The sequence below is a fragment of the Bacteroidia bacterium genome, from assembly GCA_040880525.1.
Taxonomy (GTDB): domain Bacteria; phylum Bacteroidota; class Bacteroidia; order CAILMK01; family JBBDIG01; genus JBBDIG01.
Genome location: JBBDIG010000028.1, coordinates 26,282 through 48,829, shown reverse-complemented (window position 1 = coordinate 48,829; position 22,548 = coordinate 26,282). Strand labels below are relative to the sequence as shown.

The following is a 22,548-nucleotide window of genomic DNA, read 5'->3' as shown; positions in this document are numbered from 1 at the left end:
TTTTTACCATAATAAATAGTTACAATATAATTTCAATAAATTACTTTTCATAGAATGGTCTTGCAGTCTATAAATCTACATCTTCGATTCACTGCGATTTCTTAAAATGTTCCTCCAACGCCTCCAGGTGCCATAGTGCATGGACGAAATTCAAATCCTGGCGGCTACCCGGCTTCAGCGATGACTGCAACCGGCTTTGGATCATTTTCGCCAACAGCCCGAAATTATTGGGGTCAGCAACCCGACCCGGGACAAACAGCGGCTTCAGCAGCTTGCGGGTGCTGCGGGGCAATTGAGCTTTCAAATATGAGATCAACCTTTTGTGGCCTAGCCTTTCATCAAAGGTTTTACCGGCTATGCGCACGCCCATCGGAGCAAAGACCCTGTCATCCAGGAATTCGCGATAGAGCTTCTGACCCACTCGCTGCGATTCCGGAATCCTGTACCACAACTGCATCCAGGCATCATCCCATAGCGGCATTCGCCATTCATATCCGAAAAACTCCGACACCCGGTTGGCATTCACGGTGTATTTCGCCTGGCGATTGACGGTTATCCAGTGCTCCAGCACACTCTGAAACCCCTCCTCATCGTGGATGGAGAACGGCTCTAATTCCCTGAGCAACTGCGCCAAGGTTTCTTTATAATGTATGTCACCTGGCCGCAGATTAAAATGTTCTGCTGCAATAAAATCCGCAAGTGATTCGGACGTCAGTTGCCATTGTTTAAGGCGGTAAGGATCCGGAATAAAACTACCTGCCAGCACATCGCCAGAATAGCCGGGAACAATAATAGCTTCTTTCGGAAAATGCTCCCGGTGTTGCAATTCATAAAGTGCAAAGAAATCCTGCTCGTGGGGTAGTGAAGCCGCATCAGCCGCGAATTCACGGTAGGCCGCACCCACCTTTCCGAATAATGGCTGAAAGGCTTCCCCGGTATACTTCACGAAAAACCAGGGAAAACCAAGCTGCTCTGCCACGCGTTTTGCACGCCTCGCCTCGAAGCTGTTTTCGCGGCCATAGGTATAGCATACCACGGGCTCATACTTCAGCTTCCTGAGCATCGCTGCGATAAAACGCGAATCGTAGCCACCACTCAGCGGCACTGCAATTGGCCTCCCCGCTGCCGATTTCACCAATCGCTCAAAAATAGCCTGGCCCGTCACCTCAAGTCTCTCCATCAATTCCTGCTTTACTTCCGGAAAATAGGGTCCGTGCAAATGCCTGAAATAAACATGCTCCTGCACTGCATTCGATGATTCTTCTATTTCCACAAAGCATCCTGCCACTACTTGCTTAATTTCATCATTGAGCGTATCCGGCCCGGATACAAAACCCCTCTGCTCAAACTGATGCCGAATATGCGGTTGAATATAAACCGGCCTTTCCGGGAAAATAGAAAGGGAATCATCCGTAATAAAAGCTTCACCGCTGTTCATTTTATAAAATAATGGAAATGACCTGATTTTATCAGAAACAATAAAAAATTTATTATCCTTTTTTATTACGATAGAAAAAAATCCATTAAGATTTTTAAATAATTGTATTAATTCATTAACATTAAATTCTTTATTAAATATCTTAGATAAAAGCCAATTGTGCAAATCCCCATTTTGCATGAAATTCCCATCCGGGTCAAAAGCAAAACCTTTTACGGCCAGACCATCGCTTCTGTGCCATCGCCACATCTTTTCCTTTGCAAGCACCAACTGCATTTTCTAATTTCTTAATTTTTTATATAAAGCCTCCTTTATGGCTCCCATCACCAATGGCCGTTGATTTTCGTCACGAAGCCACCTGACAGCGGTTTTCGCCTTTTGCAAAAGTCCTTTGTTGCCTTTGGCTCCCTCACCTTCCGTTTCACCCAGGGATCGTTTATTTCTTTTGGCCCAAAATACACGGGATGCCTCCTTCCGCCATTTTTTACCATAATCCGAGAAATCGCTCAGTTCCTCAAGCACCGCCCGGAATTGCGAAGCATCGCCTTCTTCCACAATTCCTTTTTCAATATTTAATATTAAAGGTAAAATATGAAATTTAAATTGAGTTTTTGAAAAATGAAATATCGGCAGCATCCCCTGGTTTACATATTGAAGATTTTGATGTTCCGCCAAATGAAAAATAAAATTACCTAATGACCAGAAAATATATTTTCCGTTGAATTCTTCAACACCCTGTACTACGTGAGGATGGTGGGCCACAATAAAATCCACCGGCAATTGCAATAATTTGCGAAGCAGCCTGCGCCTTGTAGGCTGCGGAAACCGTGTGAATTCCTCCCCGCCATGGTAATTGAGCACCACCCAGTCAGCCGACTGCCGGGCCTGCTCTGCTTGTTGCCGCAGCAATTTGTGATGACCCACATAAAAAACTCCCGGCTCATTTTCCGAAGCCATCATCCCTTCCTTATGCGCACAGCCAATCAGCGCTACCGTTACCCCATTTTTTTCCAGGTAAACAGGTTGCGATGCTTCCGCTGCATTTTTTCCTGCTCCAAAATGAGGCAGTTGTTTTTTATTTAATATAGAAAACGTTTGTAAAAGACCTGCATTTCCAAAATCCATAATATGATTATTGGCCAGGTTAAATACTTGTATATTGTTTGATGCAAGCGCATGCACTGCTTCAGGGGGATTCGCAAGAACAATCCCAGGTTTTACTGGCGATAAGTCGTGGCATAATGCACCTTCCAGGTTCGTCACCACAAAATCCAACGAAAGCAATTTCTGCTGCACGCTCGCAGAAAATACCGGAAGGCCCTGCCGCAACCGTTCATGATAGTTTCCTGAGAAACAGGTATCACCCGTAAATGCTATTTGGACCCCTTCCATAATAATTTAAATGATGCAAAACGAAATCCGCTTATATGCAGTATGTAAAGCAAAAGCATTATACTGAAAACCACACCCACAACCGAGTACCCGGCCACCGTATTTTCCGCGCTCCAGTAATATCCGCCTAAAATCAAAATTCCCAACCGGGCAATAAAAAGCAAAATATTATAAAGCAATTCGTTTCTAAGTTTCATTTTAATATTTAAAACATAGGATAAAGGATTTAGAATAAAAAGCATCAGCGTCCAGGGTGCGAGGTATTGGATAAAGTAAGCAGCATCCATCCATTTTTCTCCGAGCAGGAGCACGGTGAGTTCCACCCCCCAGATCATGATCACCAGCAAAGGCACCAACCCCATCAGGAAGAGGTTGCGCACATTCCGCCAGATGAAAAGCGGGAAATCGGACTGTCGCTTTTGGTGCAGTTTTGCGGCCCGCTCATAAAATACCTGCCCATAGCTCTGCGCCACCAGCATTACCGGAGCGGCCAGCAGCCGAAAAGCCATGTTGAAGCTACCCGCCACCGGCAGCCCGAAATACAGCCCAAGCAGGTAAACCGGGCTTTGCCGGGAGGCGGTGTTTAATACTGCGGATGTAATTGAATAACGTGGAAAATAGCTGTATTCCCGGGCCTGTAATTTCATTGCACGAACGGAAAAATTTTTAAGAATATCTTTTTTATAAATCACAGCAGTAATAAAAAGATAAATGACCGTTCCCAATTGTCCTGCGACAAATCCATAGAGCAACCCTTTACCGGTTTCGCCTGCCAGTCCCATCCCGATAGTTGCCAGCCCCATCAACAGTACCTGGAGTATTTTCGAGATCGTCAGGTGCCGGTATTGTTGCAACCGGTTCATCAGGTTGGTGAGCGGCTGTATGGCTCCGATAAGGAACAGCGATAACGGAAAAAAGAGGAAGTGAAAAACCATTATGCCATTTTCCGGAAAAATCATTTGGGGAATACGTACAATGTAGATCATGGCTGCAGAGAAAACCGAAAGTGCTAAAGCAATGGAAAGGCATAACCGCACAAGATCATCAGAAGCGGCCTCCTCCTTTGGGAGCAGTATGCTGAGATCATATCGGGCATTGGACATATCTGCGGCAATGAGAACGGTGGCTGTATAGAGTGCAAAATAGCCAAAATCTTCGGGTGTATAAAGCTGGGCTACAACGAAATAAATTCCAAAGTTTGCCGCCTGAGCCAGGGCAGACCCTGAGAAAAGAGTAAAAATGTGGCGGAAAAAGCGGGAACGGAAAACCATATCAGACCTGAATCGTGCAAATTTGCGCAAATCGAAGCAAATTCCTCAATAACGGCTATCGGCCATACCGGATTATGAAAACATCCAAACTGCTGTGGCTCCTTTTGGTCCCTGCTACAGCCCTTGCCCTGATCACGCAAATTCTTTACGGGCATCTGGGGTTTAACCCTACTGATGAGGGCTTTATCCTGGCCATGAGCCGGAGAATCCTGGATGGCCAGCTTCCCCACCGTGATTTCATTTCGATCCGCCCTGCGCTTTCGCCCCTGCTTCACGTGCCGGAAGTTTGGCTGGGCGGCAACTATACTTTCTATCTCAGTCGCTTCCTGGCCCGGCTGCAGGTTGCCCTTTCCTGTTTCCTGTGGGCTCTGATATTTTTCCGCCAATTCAGGCTCCCGGATAGTTGGCGCGTATCATGGGTACTGCTCTCCGGCTTCATTTCTTACCTTTTTTCCACCTACTATTTCAACCTGATGGCCTGGCACACGCTGGACGGGCTTTTCCTGGTGACAGTGGGCTTCTTCCTGGTGAGCGAAAGTAGATGGCGGATTGCAGGATACTTTGTGCTGGGCCTGTCCTGCCTTACGAAACAAAACTTTCTTGCGGTACCCCTGGCGGTATGGCTCATCACTGACATCAGGCGTCCGTACCTTCTTATTATTGCGCTGGTTCCGTCTATCCTCTACCTTTCATTTATCATATACGGGGGAGGTGCGCAGTTTCTGTGGCAGCAGCTTTCGTCAGAAACCTCACTACTGGAAACCGGTATTTTCAGGTATCTCGCCAACTTCTGGTTTTGGGGCGGAATGGCAGCTATTGCCGTTCCTGCCTTTATTCTGCGACACAGGCCACGGCTGACCGGCTGGTTCTTTTACGATCTGTGGATTTTGCTGATGCTATTTCTCTGCGCAGCCATGTTCTACGGAAAGTATGAGACGAAACCTGCATTCCTGCTGGCAGGCTGCTTCACGAGCGCTGTCATCCTGTATGGTATTAAAAATGACTGGCAATCCCCGGCTACAAAAACGGCCATCATCGTGCTTGTTACCGGATGGACGGCTTCAATTTCAGTAGGGATGAATACTCCGGTACTTTTTGCCGGGCCTTTGCTGGCCGGGCTTTTCCTGCTGACGGCTTCCATTTTCCAACTGTCGTTCAATCCCACATTTTACTATGGAAGATTACGCAAAGGAATCCTGGTTCTGCTGCTGCTCATCAGTGCTATGACATACCATGAGGCCCGGCTTCGGAATATTTACAGAGATCTTCCAGCCCGGCAACTGCAATATTCTCTGGATGGTGTGCTTCCGGGCGCTGCCGGTATTTACACAAATTCCACCACATATCATTTTCTGAAAAACCTCACAGACGTAGCTGAAAATGCCGGATTCAGAACCATCGCAGTTTTGCCGGAAACTCCTGCCTTCTGGGTAAAACATTCGCAGCTAAACCCCATGAGTCTGGACTGGCCAGCCGGACTTGAGGTGCAAAACTCATCCATTTTGCAAAGGCTTAAAAATGACCTGGATTCATTGCCGGAGGGCAGTTGGGTCCTGGCGCAGAAATACCAGGCGGCACCGCTTTCATTTACCAAAGAACCGCTTGACAGCCAACTTCAGAAATATGGAATAATAACATACCTGCGCCTACACTGGCAAATAGAACATGAGAGCGATTATTTCCGGATATACACGAGACGTTGATATTTTGGAGCTAATTTCAACAATCTGAGGTGCGGGCCAAAAAGGAAGAATGCCGCATCGCTGTCCAGGATTCTTCCTTTTTAGCATAAGCTAATCATCAGCCCGTATGTAATGCATTTGCACAAGGCCTTTGTCAAAAGTTTTTACCCTCTTCAATTTCAGTTTCTGCGCTGGCCTTTCATCTTTAAATAGTCGTATCCCCTCGCCTGCCAAAAAAGGGATAATGGAAATTATAAATTCATCAATCAGCTCATTCTTTAATAATTCATTGACTATTTCAGCGCCCCCGTCACAGAAGATATTTTTGCCTGCCTCGCTCTTTAATCTTTTGACTAATTCAGTCAGGTTGCCAGTATAAAAAACCGTTCGGCCCTTATCAGGTCTTGGAGTTCTGGTTATGATATAAGCATCTTTATCCTTATGCGGAAACTCCGCATGGTCAAGCACCCAGTCATAGGTTCTTCTGCCCATGATAACAGTGTCAACCGAAGAAATAAAATCGTGGTAGCCATAATCTTCGCCCTCTTGCTCAACAAGAGAAAGAAACGATAGATCGTCATTGGGTTGCGCAATGTATCCATCAAGGCTTGAGGCTATGTAAAGAATTAATTTTCTCATTTTCTTTTTATTAATTTTTATGACATTATCCTTTTCCTTCAACATTGATAATTCCAACTGGAATATCGTATACACCACTTAATTGGCCTGCACCATCATCCTTTGTCCCTAACTTCGCGCAAAATTTTATCAACCCATGAAGATCAGCTATCGCTGGCTGAGCGACTATATTGAGCACTCCAAAACGCCCCATGAAGTGGCGGATTTTCTCACCCATACGGGCCTCGAAGTAGAGGATGTGCAGGATTATGCTTCCTTGCCGCATTCCCTGGAGGGCGTAGTGGTGGGAGAGGTCACCGATGTGAAACCGCATCCTGATGCAGACAAACTTACAATCACTAAGGTAAATGCCGGGACTGGTGAACTCCTTCAGATCATTTGCGGTGCACCAAACGTAAAGGCAGGACAGAAGGTAGCTGTAGCCTTGGTAGGAACTACTTTGTTGCCTGCTTCGGACAAACCGCTTAAAATCCGTAAGGCTAAAATCCGGGGTGTGGAAAGCGCTGGGATGATCTGCGCAGAAGATGAACTGGGACTTGGCAACGACCACAGCGGCATCATGGTGTTGAACGAGGACCTGACGGCAGGAATGCCCCTGAAGGAAGCCCTGGAACTGTATGAAGATACGGTGCTGGAAATCGGGCTTACCCCCAACCGGGGAGATGCTGCTTCCCACATCGGTGTGGCCAGAGACCTGGCGGCCTATCTCAGGAAAAAGATAAAGTACCCGGACGCAGGCCATTTTAAAATAGAAGAGGAATCTTTTAATATTAAAATAAAAATAGAAAACCGCCAGGATTGTCCACGCTATGCTGGCGTGGTTCTGAGTAATGTAAAAGTAGGCGAATCGCCCAAATGGCTTCAAAACCGGCTGAAGGCAATTGGCATGCAACCGGTGAATAATGTGGTGGATGCCACCAATTTCGTAATGCTGGAAATGGGGCAGCCGCTGCACGCTTTCGACATCCGGCAGATCGCGGGCAATGAGATTGTGGTAAAACGGGCAGAGAAAGGAGCAAAATTCATCACCCTGGATGGTAAAACGCGGGAACTGACGGGCCACGAGCTTATGATCTGGAATGCAGAAATTCCCGTGGGAATAGCAGGCGTGATGGGTGGAGAAAATTCAGAGATAAAGGATGATACCACCACTATCTTTATTGAGAGCGCCTTTTTCGATCCTACCGTGATCCGCAATGCTGCCCGGCACCACAAGTTGCATACGGACGCTGCTTTCCGTTTTGAGCGCGTGGTGGATATTGAAAATACCATTTATGCCCTGATGCGGTCCGCTCTGTTAATCGGGGAAATAGCCGGTGCCAAAGTCAGCTCCCGGATCTTTGATGAATATCCATACCGGATTGAAAGGCCGGAAATCCGGTTTTCATTTCAATATCTGAATAAACTTACAGGCTCTGAAGTGCCGTCTCAGGAAGTGGTGGAAATTCTGGAACACCTGGAATACCAGATTCTCCACCGCGATAAGGAAGGACTGCAGGTTGCAGTGCCGCTTTACCGGGGAGACGTCACCCGGCCGGCAGACCTGGCGGAAGAAGTGCTCCGGATCTATTCGCTGAATCGCATCAGCTTCAGCAATAATGTGAAATCCGTTCTGGCCTATACTCATGGAGACAACAAGGAAGATTGGAATGAAAGTACCGCCCGTTACCTCAGCAGCAATGGATTTTTCGAGATCCTTTCCACTTCCCTCAGCAATTCTGAATACCTGAAATATCTGCCGGAAAATGAACAGGTGGCGCCAGTAGAGATCCTTGAACCGCTGAGCGAGGAACTTGACATTATGCGGACAACAATGCTTTTTTCAGGACTTGAGGCATTGCGCTATAATATAAACCGCCAACAACGCGACCTGAAGCTCTACGAATTTGGACGTACATACCGCAAAGAAGGATTTGAATATATCGAAGAACAGCACCTGGCAATCTGGATTACCGGCAACTTGCGTTCGCTTGCATGGAATGATCAGGAGAAAGAGGCCGATTACTATTTTGCCAAAGGCATTTTGCAAATGATCCTGAAACAAAGCGGGATGTCTTCCTTTGAATTCGACAGGTTAAAAGCCGGTTCATTGGCTTATGGGCAATTCCTTGAACTAGAGAAAAAATCCTTCGCGAAAGTGGGAAAAGTGAAGCCGGAAATTGTAGCAGCTTTTGACATTGGCCAGGATGTATTTTATGCGGATATTGATCTGGACCTTCTTTATCAGCACCAGCGCGGGCAAAAAGTGCATTACAAGCCAGTCAGTAAATTTCCTGTGATTTCGCGCGATCTGTCGCTGCTGTTGCCTTCATCTGCGGTATACGAAGCAGTGAAACAGGAGATCGTAAAGGCCGCTCCGAACATGATCAGCGAAGTGACGGCTTTCGATGTTTATACCGGCAACAAGGTGGAGCAGGGCAAGAAATCTTATGCTGTTCGAATCATTTTCAGGGATGAGGAAAAAACGCTGAAGGATGCCCAGATAGACCGGGTGGTGGAAAGGATGATCGAAAACCTGGAAAAGAATCTCAATGCCAAAATCAGGAAATAAGGATGGGGCACATCGAGGCACTCAGCGAAATTCAAAAAAAGATAGAACAGCTTGGAATGGAAAACCGCAGGCTGATGGAAAAACTGGAAAAAATAAGCGCTGAAAAAAATGAGCTTGAAGAGCAACTCCGGGTACTCGAAGGACAAGAGAACCAATTAGAGAAGAAAAATCTAAATTTGCAAATAGCCCAAACCCTTAAAGAAGGGGCCGGGCTGCATGAAGATTCACAAAAAACCGAACAACTGAAAAACCATATTGACAAACTGATGAAAGAGATAGACAGGTGCATTCACCTGTTGAAATATGATAATGAGCTATAACTGATGGAAGAAGAGGTTTCGATCAAGGTAAATATAGCAGACAGGGTATTTCCGCTTACGGTGAAGGTGAGCGAAGAACCTAGGGTAAGAGAGGCTGCAAAAAGGATCAATGAGAAAATCCGAGGCTATAAAGAACAATTTCAGATAGAGGAAAAGCAGGTACTTTTATCTATGTGTTGCCTGCAATTCGTTACTGAACTCCTTGAATCAGAGGGCCGGCAAAAATCAGCCGATATCGAACTTAGCCAGGAGATTGCCGGTATCCATACCTTGCTGGACAAATATCTTCCCCCGAATTAGAATTATCATTTTTCAAGTGGCAGATCGGCCACGGATGGAGTTTCCGCCTGTCCCGGAAATCATCATTTTGTGATGGTTTAATAATTAAATATTTAAAAGAGATACAATGGAAATCATATTGGGTATTGGGATAATAGTGGCTTTGGCAGCCGGCATATTCATCGGGAAATCCCTGAGCAAAAGCAATCTCAAGCATCAGGAAGAATCGCTGAACAAGCGTATGGAGCTCGAACTGCGGGAAGTAAAGGAAAAGGCTGAGATCATCAGGAAAGAAATAATTCTTGAGGCAAAGGATGTTGCCTTGAAGCAAAAGGAGCAGCAGGACAGGGACTTGAATCAGCGCAATAAAAACATCGTGGCCACCGAGACCAGGGCGAAGCAAAAAGAACAGACAGTGAATAAACGGCTGGAGGAAATAAAGCGCAAAGAAGACGACCTGAACCGCCTGCAGAGCAAGCTTGACCAGCAATCAGAAGTGATTACGATACGAAAGGAAGAAACCGATAAACTGCACCGCCAGACAGTAGAGCAACTTGAGAAAGTAGCCGGTTTAAAGGGAGAAGATGCCCTCAAGCAGTTGATAGAGTCAATGAAGGAAGAGGCCCGGAGCAAAGCCAAAAGCTACATAAAAGACATCCTGGACGAAGCAAAACTTGGAGCCACCCGCGAAGCCCGGAAAATAGTGATGCAAACTGTGCAACGCGTGGCAACAGAGCAAACCATTGAGAATTGTATTTCAGTATTTAACATTGACAGTGATGAAATGAAGGGTCGCATCATCGGGCGCGAAGGCCGCAACATCCGGGCGCTGGAAGCAGCCACCGGAGTGGAGATCATCGTGGATGATACCCCCGAAGCCATCATCCTTTCCGCATTCGACCCGGTGAGGAGAGAGACTGCACGACTGGCGCTGCACCGGTTGGTAAACGATGGCCGCATCCACCCCGCACGCATAGAAGAGGTAGTGGCCAAAACCAAGAAACAAATTGAAGAGGAGATCATAGAAATCGGAGAGCGAACCTGCATTGATCTTGGCGTTCATGGCCTCCACCCGGAGTTGGTGCGGCTTGTAGGCAAAATGCGCTACCGCTCCTCTTATGGCCAAAACCTGCTTCAGCACAGCCGCGAAGTAGCTAACTTCTGCGCCATCATGGCCAGCGAATTAGGGCTGAACCCGAAAATGGCTAAACGTGCAGGACTGCTCCATGACATCGGGAAGGTTTCTGACGAGGACCCTGAAATGCCGCACGCACTCCTCGGAATGAAAATAGCCGAACGCTTCAAAGAACATCCGGCTGTTGTGAATGCAATTGGCGCTCACCACGATGAGGTGGAAATGACGGACCCTATTTCTCCCGTAATCCAGGTTTGTGATGCCATTTCGGGCGCAAGACCGGGTGCAAGACGGGAGGTATTTGAATCTTACATTAAACGGCTGAAGGACCTTGAAGCCATTGCTCTTTCCTATGACGGTGTGCAGAAAACTTACGCTATTCAAGCTGGTCGTGAACTTCGCGTTATTGTAGAAAGCGAAAAGGTGCCGGATTCAAAAGCGGATGAACTCGCATTTGATATTTCGCAGCGCATCCAAAGTGAAATGACCTATCCGGGACAAATTAAGGTGACAGTGATCAGAGAAAGAAGGGCAGTTTCTTACGCCAAATAATTCCATCGCATTTATTGAAGATTCCGGAGGGAAAAGCCCTTCAGCGCTTCTGGGCAGATTGCTCCAGCACATTTTCGAGTTTATGATAATTGAGCGGTTTGGCAATGTATCCCGCTACATTAAACTTCATGGCGGCAGCCTTGTCGCGTTCGTCTTCTGAACTGGAAAGAAAAATGATCCGGGTTGCATCCATCTTGACTTCAGGAATTTGCTGCAGCTTTTCCAGCATCTGGAATCCGCTCATTCCAGGCATATTTACATCGAGCAATAAGAGGTCAGGATAAGGAAATTTTCCCTGAGAGGCCTGGCTCAGGTATTCAATTGCTTCAGGGCCACTGTATACGCTGTCAATCTTTCCGGCCACTTCCATTTTCTCCAGGATAATTGTGTTCAGGTAATTGCTGGCATTATCATCATCTACGAGAAGGATGCAGTCTACTTTGGTCATTTATTCCACAGCTTCAAATGTGACGGTAAAGGTAGAGCCTTTATTCTCCTCGCTTTGTACCTGGATGGTGCCCCCATAATTTTCAACGATCTTCTTTACCATATACAACCCAATCCCAGAACCTTCCACATGATTATGCATTCGTTTAAACATTGCAAACAACTTCGACTGCTGATCAGGGTTCAGCCCCAGGCCGTTGTCGCTGATCCTGAGTACAACCCTGCCTTTTTCCAGGGTTGTTGAAAGCCGGATATCCGGCTTCCGGTCAGGATGCCTGTATTTAATTGCATTTGAGACAAAATTATAAATTATACTTCTAAGATTTTTACGGAAATAATGAATAGACGGCACCTGGAAATCAGTGGTAATCTCAGCTCCTGATTCATTGATCATGTGCTGCACATCTATCTTAACATCCGTCAATTGCTGCTCAAAGGATACATCCTCAGCCATTTCTTCCAGATCCTTCTGTACGCGCGTTATTTCGGTGAGGTCCTGGATAGTGCTTTTGAACTTGGTAATAGAACGGGTCATCATCTCAATGATCTTCATTTCCGGCCCATCAAGCTTGTCTGCCACATTACTTTTTAATATATCCATAAGCCCTTCCAGATTGGATATAGGCGAACGGAGATCATGCGAAGCTGCATAGATAAAATTATCGAGTTCGCCATTCATACGGCTCAGTTCCTTATTGGTTTTGCGGAGTTCCTCGGTACGCTTATTCACCCGGCTTTCCAGTTGCTGGTTTGCCTCCCGGAGTTGCTTTTGGGCACTCATCAGCTTTTTTTCATATATTTTCAACTTCGTAACATCAGTTGAAATACCCACCACGCCCACAATTTCGCCTTCTTCATTCCAGAAGGGAACCTTGTCTGTTTGCAACCATACGTGCTTTCCATTGCGCGTGGTTTCTTCCATAATATTAAAGACAGGCAATCCGGTCTGCATCACCTCGATATCCGCGCTATAAAATTTCTCGGCATCCACCTCAGGAAACAGTTCCTGGATTGACTTATTCTGGATATCCTTTGGATCTTTTCCCAGCGATTCCGAATAAGCCTTATTAAACCCGATAATCCGGTTATACCTGTCTTTCCAAAAAATAAGTGCAGGAAGCTTATCTACAATATTATGAAATATCTTACCAAGTACCTGCTGCTCATTCTTTACATGTTCCAGTTCTTCCACCTGTTGTCGAAGAAATTGTATTTCCTGCTCAAGTTCATCATACGTGGGCTTCGTAGGCATATTCTTAGGGGTAAGTATCATATCAAAGTTTCCCTTATAAATATCAATAACCATGAAAGTGTTGAAAACCGGGATAATGCCCTGATGTAAGGTTTTAACAAATAGGGTACAGAGATTATCAGAAGGAATATAATTTGATGCAGGTAAAAAGCCAGGAGACAGGCGCACTCGGCTCTATCAGGGATATAAAGAATCTATGTCAGGTTCATATACTTTTATTGCCTTGCTTTTCTTCCTGATTCAATACTTCGCAGAAATTAGAATATTTAAGAAACAGGAAATACAGACCGTAATGTGCATTATACACACGTTATCCACGTAATACCTATGTAAGGAACACGCGTGTTTTTATGTAGAACAAGCGTAAGAAAATACAAAAAAATAAACAAAGCCCCTGTTATGCGTTCAGGAGTAGATTCTTTTCTTAATTTTCGCGGACAGGTTCAATCATTACTATTTTGAAAATTACATTTTTAGGAACCGGAACTTCCGGTGGGGTGCCGATGATCGGCTGCCATTGCGAAGTTTGCCGATCCACCGATCCGCATGATAAACGCCTCCGGACCTCTGTGCTGATAGAAGAACAGGGAAAAGTGCTCGTGGTGGATACCGGCCCGGATTTCAGGCAGCAAATGCTGAATGCCGATGTTGGCCACCTGGATGCGGTCTTGTTTACCCATGAACACCGTGACCATACTGCCGGGCTGGATGAAGTACGCGCCTTTAACTTCCTGCAGCGAAAACCCATGGATGTATTTGCCACTCCGCAGGTGCAGGATAATCTCAGAAAATCTTTCGCCTACATTTTTGCGAATTGGTCTTATCCCGGCATTCCCAAGCTGGAAATGCACCTTATTGGCAAAACGCCATTTACCGTACATGGCATTAAGGTAGTGCCGGTGGAAGTTACGCATTACAAACTACCGGTTACTTGTTTCAGAATTGGCGATTTCTCCTACATCACGGATGCAAACGCCATTGCACCCCAAGAATTAAAAAAGCTGGAAGGAACCAAAATTCTCGTCCTCAATGCGCTGCGAAAAGAACAACATATTTCTCATTTTACGCTGGAGGAGGCCATTACGTTATCCCGGGAAATCAATCCTGAGCAAACCTATTTTACCCACATCAGCCACCAGATGGGGTTGCACCGTACCGTAGAAAAGGAACTGCCGCCCAATATGCACCTGGCCTATGACGGACTTCAACTGGAGCTGTAGCTGCCATGGATGATCTCGTAAACAACTTCTTCCTGCTAAGAAAGCTTGCTGAGCGCCTGAACCAGGAGCTGGCCGAAACATTTCTTGCTGATTCCTGGCAAATCGGTAAACAACATATCGTTTTTCATTTTAAAAACAAAAACAGGGAACTGTTCCTGAACTTATTTTTTCTGCCGGATAAAGTTCTGATCTCTCTTCCTCCTTCATTTACACCACCTGTAAAAAATGCGCAGCCGATTTTCCGCGAAGTGCAGGGGAAAAAGGTTAAGCAGGTACAGGCCTATGAAAATGACCGCAGCTTCCACATCCGTCTTCAGGGAAACCTGATGCTGATATTTAAGCTGTATGGACGCCATGCTAATATTATATTGTTGCAGCAGGGAGAAGCAAAGGAGTTGCTACGGCCAAAACTTCAGAAAGACCGGACGCTGAACCCGGAGGAAATGCATTATCCTGTGGTACTGGAACAGGAGCAACTGCAACAATTGATGGAGCAGCCGCTAAACGCTGAATCCCTGGTAAAACTAAACCCGGCCTACACCCCTGATTTTGCCGCTGCCATTGATGAAAATTTTACAGAACTGCCACCCGCCCGCCAGTGGGAAAAAATAATGGAACTTGAAAATTATCTCAGGGACCCGCAGTTTTATTTATTGAAAGGAGAACCTAAACGCGATGACGATCCCGGTTTGCGGCTATCGCTGTTTGCGCTTGATATTCCGCTGTGGGAAAAGACAGACGTTGTGGAGGCGCTGAATAGCTACACCACTGAATACCGGCACCAATACCGCCTGCTCACGGCCAGAGGCGCTTTGCTGAAAAAACAGTACGAGAAAAAACGCAGACTGGAGAAGCAATTGAAAAGCGGCACCAAAGACCTGCAGCGGCTGGATAAACGCAGAAGCTATCATCAACTGGCCGACCTGATCATGGCCAACCTACACCAGATAAAAGGAGGCGCTGACAAGGCTGAGGTATTTGATTTTTATGAAGGAAAGGATCTGGTAATCCCGCTGAAACGTGAAATGAGTCCTCAGAAAAATGCGGAGAAAATGTATCAGAAAGCAAAGCGCCAACACATAGAAGTGGAAAAACTAAAAGAAAACATTTCCCGGCTGGAATCAGAACTGGCAGATGTAAATTCGGAAATTAAAAATATAGAAAGCACAACCGATTATCGCCAGCTAAAGAAGCTGGGAAAACAGGAAGAAAAGAAAGCAAAAAGCGAAACCCCGGCATTACCTTATAAAGAATTCAATTTTTTGAATTATAAAATTTTGGTAGGGAAAAGCGGAAAAAACAATGATGAATTGACCTTTAAAGTGGCTTCTAAAAATGACCTGTGGTTGCATGCAAAAGACTTTGCCGGATCGCATGTAGTTGTAAAGACGAAGAATGAAACGGTGCCCCAGCCAGTGGTTGAGGCTGCTGCCCAACTCGCGGCCTGGCACAGCAAAGGAAGAAACCACGGCCTCTGTCCGGTAAGCTATGTTCAGCGGAAACACGTGCGCAAGCCTAAAGGCATGGCCCCCGGAAAAGTAATCGTAGACAGAGAATCAGTAATTCTCGTGGTGCCATCCTCCGAGCCCGGTAAAGGGAACTCTTGAATAAAAGTCACATTGTTTCAATAAAAGACGCCTCATTTCGACTTTGCGAACTCTTTTTTGGTAACGGATTATTTTTCGATTACGATGGTTGTTCCCTGCTGAACATATTTATATAATTCGTCCACATCATCATTCTTTAATGAAATGCAGCCGAGCGTCCAGTCCTCTTTCATGGTAATTAAAAAGTCGCTTCCGGCCGGGACCCCATGTATCCCGACTTCTCCTCCAATGGCAGATTCTGCCGGAATGCTGCCACCGGCCTTTGCCGCCTCGTGTTTTTCCCATGACGCATCATTTGGGTAATCAATCCAGATAAACTTTGACCAGCTCCGGTGCGGGTATAGGTCTCGTATTTTGAACGTGCCTTCAGGTGTGCAGCCGTCACCTTCCCGCAGCTTGTCATCGGTGGGATTAAACCCCAATACAACAGGATAACGTTTCAACAAGTGTGTATCTTCCATCAATGCAAGCACTCTCTTCGACTTTGAAATATGGATCCAGGTCTTCGTTTTATCCACCTCCAAACTGTCCAGATTCACATCGGGAAACGCTTCTTCATTGCTGGTCGAGATGCCATCTCCGCAGGCAATGGTAAACAATAGAAGCAAAGGAACGAGGAGCTGATGCATTTTTTTCTTTAATCTGATCATGGAGCTATAACGAAAAACCTATCAAAAATTGTCTTTGATTTAAAAAGGTATTTAATGCATTCCTATAAGGTTTGTGCTTAATTTAATTATTACTAGTTTAAAACCAAATATTTCTATGCTGCGATACCGGTTTTGTAAATGTCGATTATTTTAATCCAAACAACTCATTTAAAAAAATGACAATAAAATAAAATGGCACCTTTTCAGGAGTCAATGTAATTGGCCGGCTGTATCCTGATATAATCCTTTCATTAATAAGATTCCAATAGAGCATGGCTCTTTCTCAGTTCTTGCTATATTACCATATCGAACCTATATCAAGTATCTTCCAATAACCTTATTTTTATTTTTCTTAAACCTTAATAACAAAATAAACAAAAGTAACCCAACCTTATTTTTTACTGCTGTGTATGAACGCCTAAAGCTTTTTATTAAATAAGGTTGGACTGTGTAAGCGTTCACGGGTTACTAAGGTTTATTCTGAAAAATAAGATTTGCATTCTTTTATCGCAGTTCGCTTTTCCCTTATCCATAGCAGACTCACCCCTTATTGAAAATCTTCATTGCCGGTTGTCGTTTTTTTCTAAACTCTTTTGCTCATCTCAGAGTTTGTCAATTCATACCCAGGGTCAGAGGCTGGCATATCGCCTCTCCATTTACCTTTGGGCATTTTTGGATGAATATTAAATTTTTGCCACAATGAAAATATTTTGCATCGGAAGAAACTATGCAGAACATGCAAAGGAGCTTCAGAATGAGGTGCCGCAGGAGCCGGTGATCTTTATGAAGCCGCCTACCGCCCTGCTTAAATATGGGCTGCCCTTCTTTTTACCCGACTTTTCTGATGATGTGCATTATGAAGCTGAGCTAGTCCTGAAGATCACGCGGCAGGGAAAACACATCCAGGAGAAATTTGCGCACAAGTATTTTGACCATATTTCGCTGGGTATTGACTTTACTGCAAGGGATATTCAGCAGCGACTGAAACAAAAAGGCCTGCCCTGGGAAATTTCAAAAGGGTTTGACGGATCGGCTGCCGTTGGCGATTTCGTACCGCTGGAAGATTTCCCGGCACCTATAACTTTCCACCTCGAAATTGACGGGAAAACTGTGCAGCAAAGCGATACTTCTTTTCTGCTGTTTTCATTTTCACGCCTCATCTCCTTCATCTCGCAGTATTTTACACTGCAAACCGGGGATCTCATTTATACCGGTACACCCGCGGGAGTTGGTAAAGTTTATGTTAACAATCATTTAACGGGGTACGTTGAAGACCAAAAGGTTCTTGATTTAATTGTAAAATAACCTTTTTATTTCCTGATCTTTTTATAATTATTAATATTTATGAAATTCAGATTTGCTGCAATCTTTCTGCTTCTCATTGCATTTTCATTCTCCAATCGAAATACGCGTTCTTCCTCCGGTTATCCGCAGGACTACTTCAGTTCACCACTGGAGGTGCCGCTGTTGCTCTCTGGAAGTTTTGGCGAATTGCGCTCCAACCATTTCCATTCAGGCATTGACTTCAAAACGCAGCAACGGGAAGGATTAAACGTATTGGCCGCAGCAGATGGCCACGTCTCCCGCATTAAAGTTTCTCCGTGGGGTTTTGGCAATGCGCTGTATGTTGATCATCCTAACGGCTATACCACGGTATATGCGCATTTACAGCGATTCAATGATACCATTCGGGAATACGTAAAACGCCAGCAATACAGGAAAAAAAGTTTTGCCATTGAATTATTTCCCGGCAGGGCATTTCCGGTAAAGAGAGGTGAAGTGATCGCCCTTTCAGGCAATACCGGAGGTTCCGGAGGGCCGCATCTGCACTTTGAAATTCGCGACACCAAAAGTGAATACCCGCTTAATCCGCTACTGTTCAATTTTAAAGTACCGGATACCAAAGCCCCGGAGATCCGCTCCGTCAAGCTGTATCCGCTTACACCGGAATCTTTTCTCAGGATTTATTATGATTATCCTGCAAACAAAACTTTATTTGTTAATAGCAAAAGTGTGAAAATTCCTGTCAGGCAAAACAACAAGGGTTATTATTTGCATAATATTAAAAAAATTCAGGCTTTAGGAACGGTGGGTGTAGCAGTGGAAACCCTCGACTACCATGACGGCTCCTGGAACCGGCTGGGCGTATATTGCATTGAATTGCAGCATAATGATAAATCCAAGTACATCATGCGCATGGAGAAATTCGGATTTCACCAAACGCGCTATCTCAACAGCCATATTGACTACGAGGAAAAAGAGCGGTCCGGGGAAAAATACCAAAAGACTTTTGTAGACCCCGGCAATTTTCTTGAAATTTATGACTCATTGGAAAACCGGGGCAGGATTGATATTTCTTCTGATTCGCTTCATCATATAAACCTCACCATAACTGACGCATATTCCAATCTCTCAGTCCTGCAATTTGATATTGAACGTGATACCCTCGGACCCGTTTCGGAGCCGGTGCAAAAATTTGAAGGCTGCCTGAAAACAATGCCCTATCAGGTTGAGAATTTTCTGGAAATGAACGAGATCAGGATGACGATCCCCGCATTTACTTTTTATGACACGGTGTGTTTTCAATACCAGGAATTGCCGCTTCCGGGTAAATCATATTCTTCATTGCATCAGGTTCACAACCAATACACACCTTTGCAGAAGTACTATAATATTTCGCTGAAGGTAAAAGAACTGCCAGAGCAATATCAAAACAAAGCGATCATCATGAACCAGAGCAGCAGCGGCCGCAGGTCATCACAGGGCGGAAACTGGGACAATGGCTATGTTACCACACGCACCCGCAGCTTCGGCAAGTTTTATATTGATGTGGATACCGTGCCGCCAAAAATTAATGCGCTGAATATTCATAATAATGCAGACATGAAATATAAGCGCAACATCCAAATACGCGTAAACGACAACCTCTCCGGCCTCAACGCTGGTAACGGCTACATTGACGGAGAGTGGGTGCTTATGGAATATGACGGAAAACTCAACCTCTTCACCCACACATTTGAGAAAAACCTGGCGGCCGGCAAGCACACTTTCCTTTTTGTAGCTAAAGACGAGAAAAGCAACGAGAGCCGGGTCAGTTATAATTTTGTGCGCTAGGTTGTTTAAAATGAATAGCATGATGCCAATGATGAGCCCAGGCAAAGGCCCACCTGCATACCCACCACCCCCTGGAGCGGGGCGACTGGAAACAGCCAACCCTTTTGGTTATTTCTGACCGGAGCGCAGCGGAGAGAAGAATCTGGTGAGCTAATAACCTATCGAGCAGCACTGGACAGGATCATTCACTATCGCTCTGGATGACGTTATTTGAAGCGTAATTTCTATACTATATGTTAAACATAGAGCCGGCCTCACCTTTGAAGCGGAAAAATCATCAAATGGAAATGAAACCAAAATAATTCTACCTTTCCTCATTTACCGATTCCCCATCTTCAAGTGAACAAACATCCTCTTCCTTGTCTTTTAAAAAATCCCGCGCGGTAATATTGGCTACTGCCCTCAATCAGTTGCTATCCTCATCCTCCTCTTATCCCTCTGCCGAAAACCATCAGGAAGACAAATCTTACAAATCACGATGAACAATATATTTAAATTTTTAAACTGACAATAAGTGGTCATCAAATTCTATTACAAGGGCCACTACCTCGCAATCAAAATCTTTTTATTAAATTGATCGTTCTCGGTATCAATACAAACAATATATGCCCCCTGATCCAGGTTTTGAATATCAATACCGATTCCATTAACAAAAGGTCCAACTAAGTTCTTAACCACTCTGCCTTGTAAATCCATAATCCGTATGCGCACAACAGAGTTCAAATCTCCGGTCAATAAAATGTTGTCTTGAGCTGGACATGGTGAAAGTTTAAACCTAAACTCATTCTGTTGCTCGTCAACACCCACAGATCCACGACCATAGACATAGGCTCTTTCCTGATCATAAGCTCCAATAATAGCTTTTGTGCCATCTTCAGATAAGTCAATAGCAGATCCAAAACGTGCGAAATTGGTTATAACACTTGGTGTTATCTTATTGCCCACCTGACTCCAGTTGCCACTTTGATAATGAAATTCCCAAGCTGCACCAAGAAAATTGTTATCTGCTGGGCCTCCTATTAACAGCACTTGTCCATCTTCCGAAACCGAAACAGCCGCTCCCTGTCCTGCATTTCCTGTAGCACCGGTACCCATTTGTTTCGTTAAGCCTCCTGAAATAGTTGTCCCATTAAAAGTATAAGTCCAAAAAGCACCTTGCCCGGCATCATCACCTTGTCCGCCAACCACGATCCTGGAGCCATCAGAAGACATAGAGACCGAACTGCCAAACTGCGAAGCACCGGTATGACCATTTGGCCGAAGTACAGTGAGCTGAGCCCAGTTAGTGCCATTGAAATGATAGGCTGCTACTCCTCCAGTATCATTCTTATCATGGGGCATTCCTACTAATATCAGATTTCCGTCTTCGGAAATAGTCATCAGTTGTGGTCCTTCTGGCCCGAAGGTGGTGGTTGCAGGTATCTTAAGGCCAGCAGCTAAATTCCATGTGGTGCCAGCATTCGAAAATATCCATAGGCTATCAGAGCGCCTGACTGCGGTTACAGATCCGTCTCCGGAATAAGCCACGCCATCTCCGGATTTATATGTCAGAACACTGCTCATCGCAGGGATATTCTTATAGAACCGGGCATAAGAGCCTGTAGATGCCCCGGCCAATACCATACTACCGTCATCAGTAATATCAAGGGAAGATCCTAAATAATCTCCTGCCAGGGCAACTAGGGTAAGCCCCTTTTGGGTATAAGTGCTGCCATTTTCTTCGAAAAAACCAATGGCCCCTCCTCTGTCATTTGCACCAGGAGCACCTATAACCACAATACTTCCATCATTGGCAATACTAACGGAAAAGCCGGTTCTTGTAAAAGTGCCGCCTATTGGCCCAAGAACAACAATTTCGGTTAATTGGGCATTCCCAGCCGTGAAAGTGCTAAGAAAGATTAACAAGGCAGGCAATGTCTTCATAATTCGTTTCATAGATAGATAGATCGTTTTAAAATTTTAGAATAGGCCGCTAAAGTATGACGAAAAATCCACACTCAAAGCTTATCCATATTTTTCCTGCAAGGGTTATTGGCCATTGGCCTGAAAGCACAGTACAACCCAAATGATTCTGCTCCATTAATAATCTAAAGGGATTTCCCTGATTTGACAAACCTTAGCTTTCCAACTCACTTATACCTCACTCCCGCATCTCCACCAGCGTAATCCCTTCCCCACCCTGCATCTCGGTTTCCGCTTCGTAGCTGCTCACCTGCTTGTGCTGTTTCAGGAGGTTGCGGATGGCGGGGCGGAGGATGCCGCTAACTCCGAACAATAGTTTCGACCATATTTCATAGATCATTACTCTATCCCCGGAATGCTCAGGGTTTTTGCGTTTATACTTCAACTAATCCTCAATAGAAAACACTATTGCTAATGCCACTTTTATCTTATTCAAAATTTCATTCTCTATTACACCAATCTTCTTCATAAATCTCTGTTCAGAAATAGAACGAATTTGGAAGCAGTCAGCGGATGATGTTTTGAAAAGTTTATTCCTTGTCGTAGGAGCAATTTTCACCATCCATGGTGCAATTTCATAATGATCCTTCCAGTCGGTTAAGGGAACAATAATTTTTAGCGGAAGCCTCCCGATTGAATTATTATTTACGATGATTCCGGGTCTTTCTTTTTTGATTTCAGCACCAATTGTGGGGTTAAGATTGATTACTCAGATTTCACCTTGCTTCATAGAATTTATCGAAATCTATTGCGGTGAACGCGGTTAAATCCTGATCCGACTGATAGTCCTGCATCAAAGTTTCTACGGCTTTTTCCATCCGCTCTTCCATCTGATTTTTTCGAATTGACTTGAGCGTTTCCTCTGCAACCTTTATACGTTCTACCACCGGAAGTTTATTGATCTCCCTGAGAATGTCTTTAGTTCCCATGTTTCAAAGATAAGAAGAAATGACCCGCATAATAATAGCACCGGATTCTTATCTCCTCCATCCCCCAATCACAGCCAAATGCTGTCGGAATAACTTCATTAGTGAATT

General features: G+C 45.0%; 20 protein-coding genes. 9 read left to right on the top strand and 11 right to left on the bottom strand.

Going from position 1 to position 22,548, the window contains the following annotated elements:
- Positions 1 to 88: 88 nt before the first annotated feature.
- Genes WD077_08220 through WD077_08210 form a run of 3 tightly spaced genes read right to left on the bottom strand, consistent with a single transcriptional unit; the run spans position 89 to position 4,131 of the window.
- Complete coding sequence (locus tag WD077_08220; protein MEX0967210.1) at positions 89 to 1,714, bottom strand: asparagine synthase-related protein; 1,626 nt, start codon at positions 1,712 to 1,714, stop codon at positions 89 to 91.
- Positions 1,715 to 1,717: 3 nt separating this feature from the next.
- Positions 1,718 to 2,830, bottom strand: a complete 1,113-nt coding sequence (locus WD077_08215; GenBank protein MEX0967209.1) for a CapA family protein — start codon at positions 2,828 to 2,830, stop codon at positions 1,718 to 1,720.
- On the bottom strand, positions 2,812 to 4,131 hold the full coding sequence (locus WD077_08210) for an oligosaccharide flippase family protein (GenBank protein ID MEX0967208.1): 1,320 nt from the start codon (positions 4,129 to 4,131) through the stop codon (positions 2,812 to 2,814). Before WD077_08210 ends, WD077_08215 begins: the two co-directional genes overlap by 19 nt.
- A 44-nt stretch (positions 4,132 to 4,175) precedes the next feature.
- Between WD077_08210 and WD077_08205 the strand changes: the two genes are divergently transcribed.
- Positions 4,176 to 5,804 carry a hypothetical protein gene (locus WD077_08205; protein ID MEX0967207.1) on the top strand — a complete coding sequence of 543 codons (1,629 nt, stop codon included), beginning with the start codon at positions 4,176 to 4,178 and terminating at the stop codon, positions 5,802 to 5,804.
- Between the two features lie 90 nt (positions 5,805 to 5,894).
- Here WD077_08205 and WD077_08200 read toward each other — a convergent pair whose 3' ends face one another.
- Positions 5,895 to 6,422: a dihydrofolate reductase family protein gene (locus WD077_08200; protein MEX0967206.1), complete on the bottom strand. Its 528-nt coding sequence runs from the start codon at positions 6,420 to 6,422 to the stop codon at positions 5,895 to 5,897.
- A 136-nt stretch (positions 6,423 to 6,558) separates the two neighbouring features.
- Here WD077_08200 and pheT point away from each other — a divergent pair, with 136 nt between their 5' ends.
- The 4 genes from pheT to rny all read left to right on the top strand — a co-directional run bounded on the left by pheT (position 6,559) and on the right by rny (position 11,259).
- Positions 6,559 to 8,973 (top strand): phenylalanine--tRNA ligase subunit beta, encoded by a 2,415-nt coding sequence (gene pheT / locus WD077_08195; protein MEX0967205.1) that lies wholly within the window; start codon positions 6,559 to 6,561, stop codon positions 8,971 to 8,973.
- Between the two features lie 2 nt (positions 8,974 to 8,975).
- A complete protein-coding gene (locus WD077_08190; protein MEX0967204.1) occupies positions 8,976 to 9,293 on the top strand; it encodes a hypothetical protein in 318 nt (105 codons plus the stop codon).
- Positions 9,294 to 9,296: 3 nt separating this feature from the next.
- Positions 9,297 to 9,593 (top strand): cell division protein ZapA, encoded by a 297-nt coding sequence (locus tag WD077_08185; GenBank protein MEX0967203.1) that lies wholly within the window; start codon positions 9,297 to 9,299, stop codon positions 9,591 to 9,593.
- 106 nt (positions 9,594 to 9,699) lie between these two features.
- Positions 9,700 to 11,259, top strand: a complete 1,560-nt coding sequence (rny, locus tag WD077_08180; GenBank protein ID MEX0967202.1) for a ribonuclease Y — start codon at positions 9,700 to 9,702, stop codon at positions 11,257 to 11,259.
- Between the two features lie 40 nt (positions 11,260 to 11,299).
- On the opposite strand, the gene WD077_08175 is transcribed toward rny, so the two are convergent.
- Positions 11,300 to 11,707, bottom strand: a complete 408-nt coding sequence (locus tag WD077_08175) for a response regulator (GenBank protein ID MEX0967201.1) — start codon at positions 11,705 to 11,707, stop codon at positions 11,300 to 11,302.
- A complete protein-coding gene (locus WD077_08170) occupies positions 11,708 to 12,958 on the bottom strand; it encodes a PAS domain-containing sensor histidine kinase (protein MEX0967200.1) in 1,251 nt (416 codons plus the stop codon).
- 458 nt (positions 12,959 to 13,416) lie between these two features.
- On the opposite strand from WD077_08170, the gene WD077_08165 reads away from it, so the two are divergent.
- Positions 13,417 to 14,178, top strand: coding sequence for an MBL fold metallo-hydrolase (locus WD077_08165; protein MEX0967199.1), 762 nt, complete (start codon positions 13,417 to 13,419; stop codon positions 14,176 to 14,178).
- A 5-nt stretch (positions 14,179 to 14,183) separates the two neighbouring features.
- Complete coding sequence (locus WD077_08160) at positions 14,184 to 15,785, top strand: NFACT RNA binding domain-containing protein (protein MEX0967198.1); 1,602 nt, start codon at positions 14,184 to 14,186, stop codon at positions 15,783 to 15,785.
- Between the two features lie 68 nt (positions 15,786 to 15,853).
- Here the strand turns inward: WD077_08160 and WD077_08155 are convergent, their stop codons facing one another.
- Positions 15,854 to 16,414 carry a L,D-transpeptidase gene (locus WD077_08155; GenBank protein MEX0967197.1) on the bottom strand — a complete coding sequence of 187 codons (561 nt, stop codon included), beginning with the start codon at positions 16,412 to 16,414 and terminating at the stop codon, positions 15,854 to 15,856.
- A gap of 720 nt (positions 16,415 to 17,134) precedes the next feature.
- On the opposite strand from WD077_08155, the gene WD077_08150 reads away from it, so the two are divergent.
- Together WD077_08150 and WD077_08145 are read left to right on the top strand one after the other, a co-directional pair.
- Entirely contained in the window at positions 17,135 to 17,740 is a 606-nt protein-coding gene (locus WD077_08150) for a fumarylacetoacetate hydrolase family protein (protein ID MEX0967196.1), read from the top strand.
- Positions 17,741 to 17,779: 39 nt separating this feature from the next.
- Complete coding sequence (locus tag WD077_08145; GenBank protein ID MEX0967195.1) at positions 17,780 to 19,549, top strand: M23 family metallopeptidase; 1,770 nt, start codon at positions 17,780 to 17,782, stop codon at positions 19,547 to 19,549.
- Between the two features lie 543 nt (positions 19,550 to 20,092).
- On the opposite strand, the gene WD077_08140 is transcribed toward WD077_08145, so the two are convergent.
- From WD077_08140 to WD077_08125, 4 genes are all read right to left on the bottom strand, one after another.
- Positions 20,093 to 21,484, bottom strand: coding sequence for a T9SS type A sorting domain-containing protein (locus tag WD077_08140; protein ID MEX0967194.1), 1,392 nt, complete (start codon positions 21,482 to 21,484; stop codon positions 20,093 to 20,095).
- A 205-nt stretch (positions 21,485 to 21,689) separates the two neighbouring features.
- Positions 21,690 to 21,896 carry a Smr/MutS family protein gene (locus tag WD077_08135; GenBank protein ID MEX0967193.1) on the bottom strand — a complete coding sequence of 69 codons (207 nt, stop codon included), beginning with the start codon at positions 21,894 to 21,896 and terminating at the stop codon, positions 21,690 to 21,692.
- Complete coding sequence (locus tag WD077_08130) at positions 21,897 to 22,217, bottom strand: type II toxin-antitoxin system PemK/MazF family toxin (protein MEX0967192.1); 321 nt, start codon at positions 22,215 to 22,217, stop codon at positions 21,897 to 21,899.
- Between the two features lie 10 nt (positions 22,218 to 22,227).
- A complete protein-coding gene (locus tag WD077_08125) occupies positions 22,228 to 22,440 on the bottom strand; it encodes a hypothetical protein (protein ID MEX0967191.1) in 213 nt (70 codons plus the stop codon).
- Between the last annotated feature and the right edge of the window lie 108 nt (positions 22,441 to 22,548).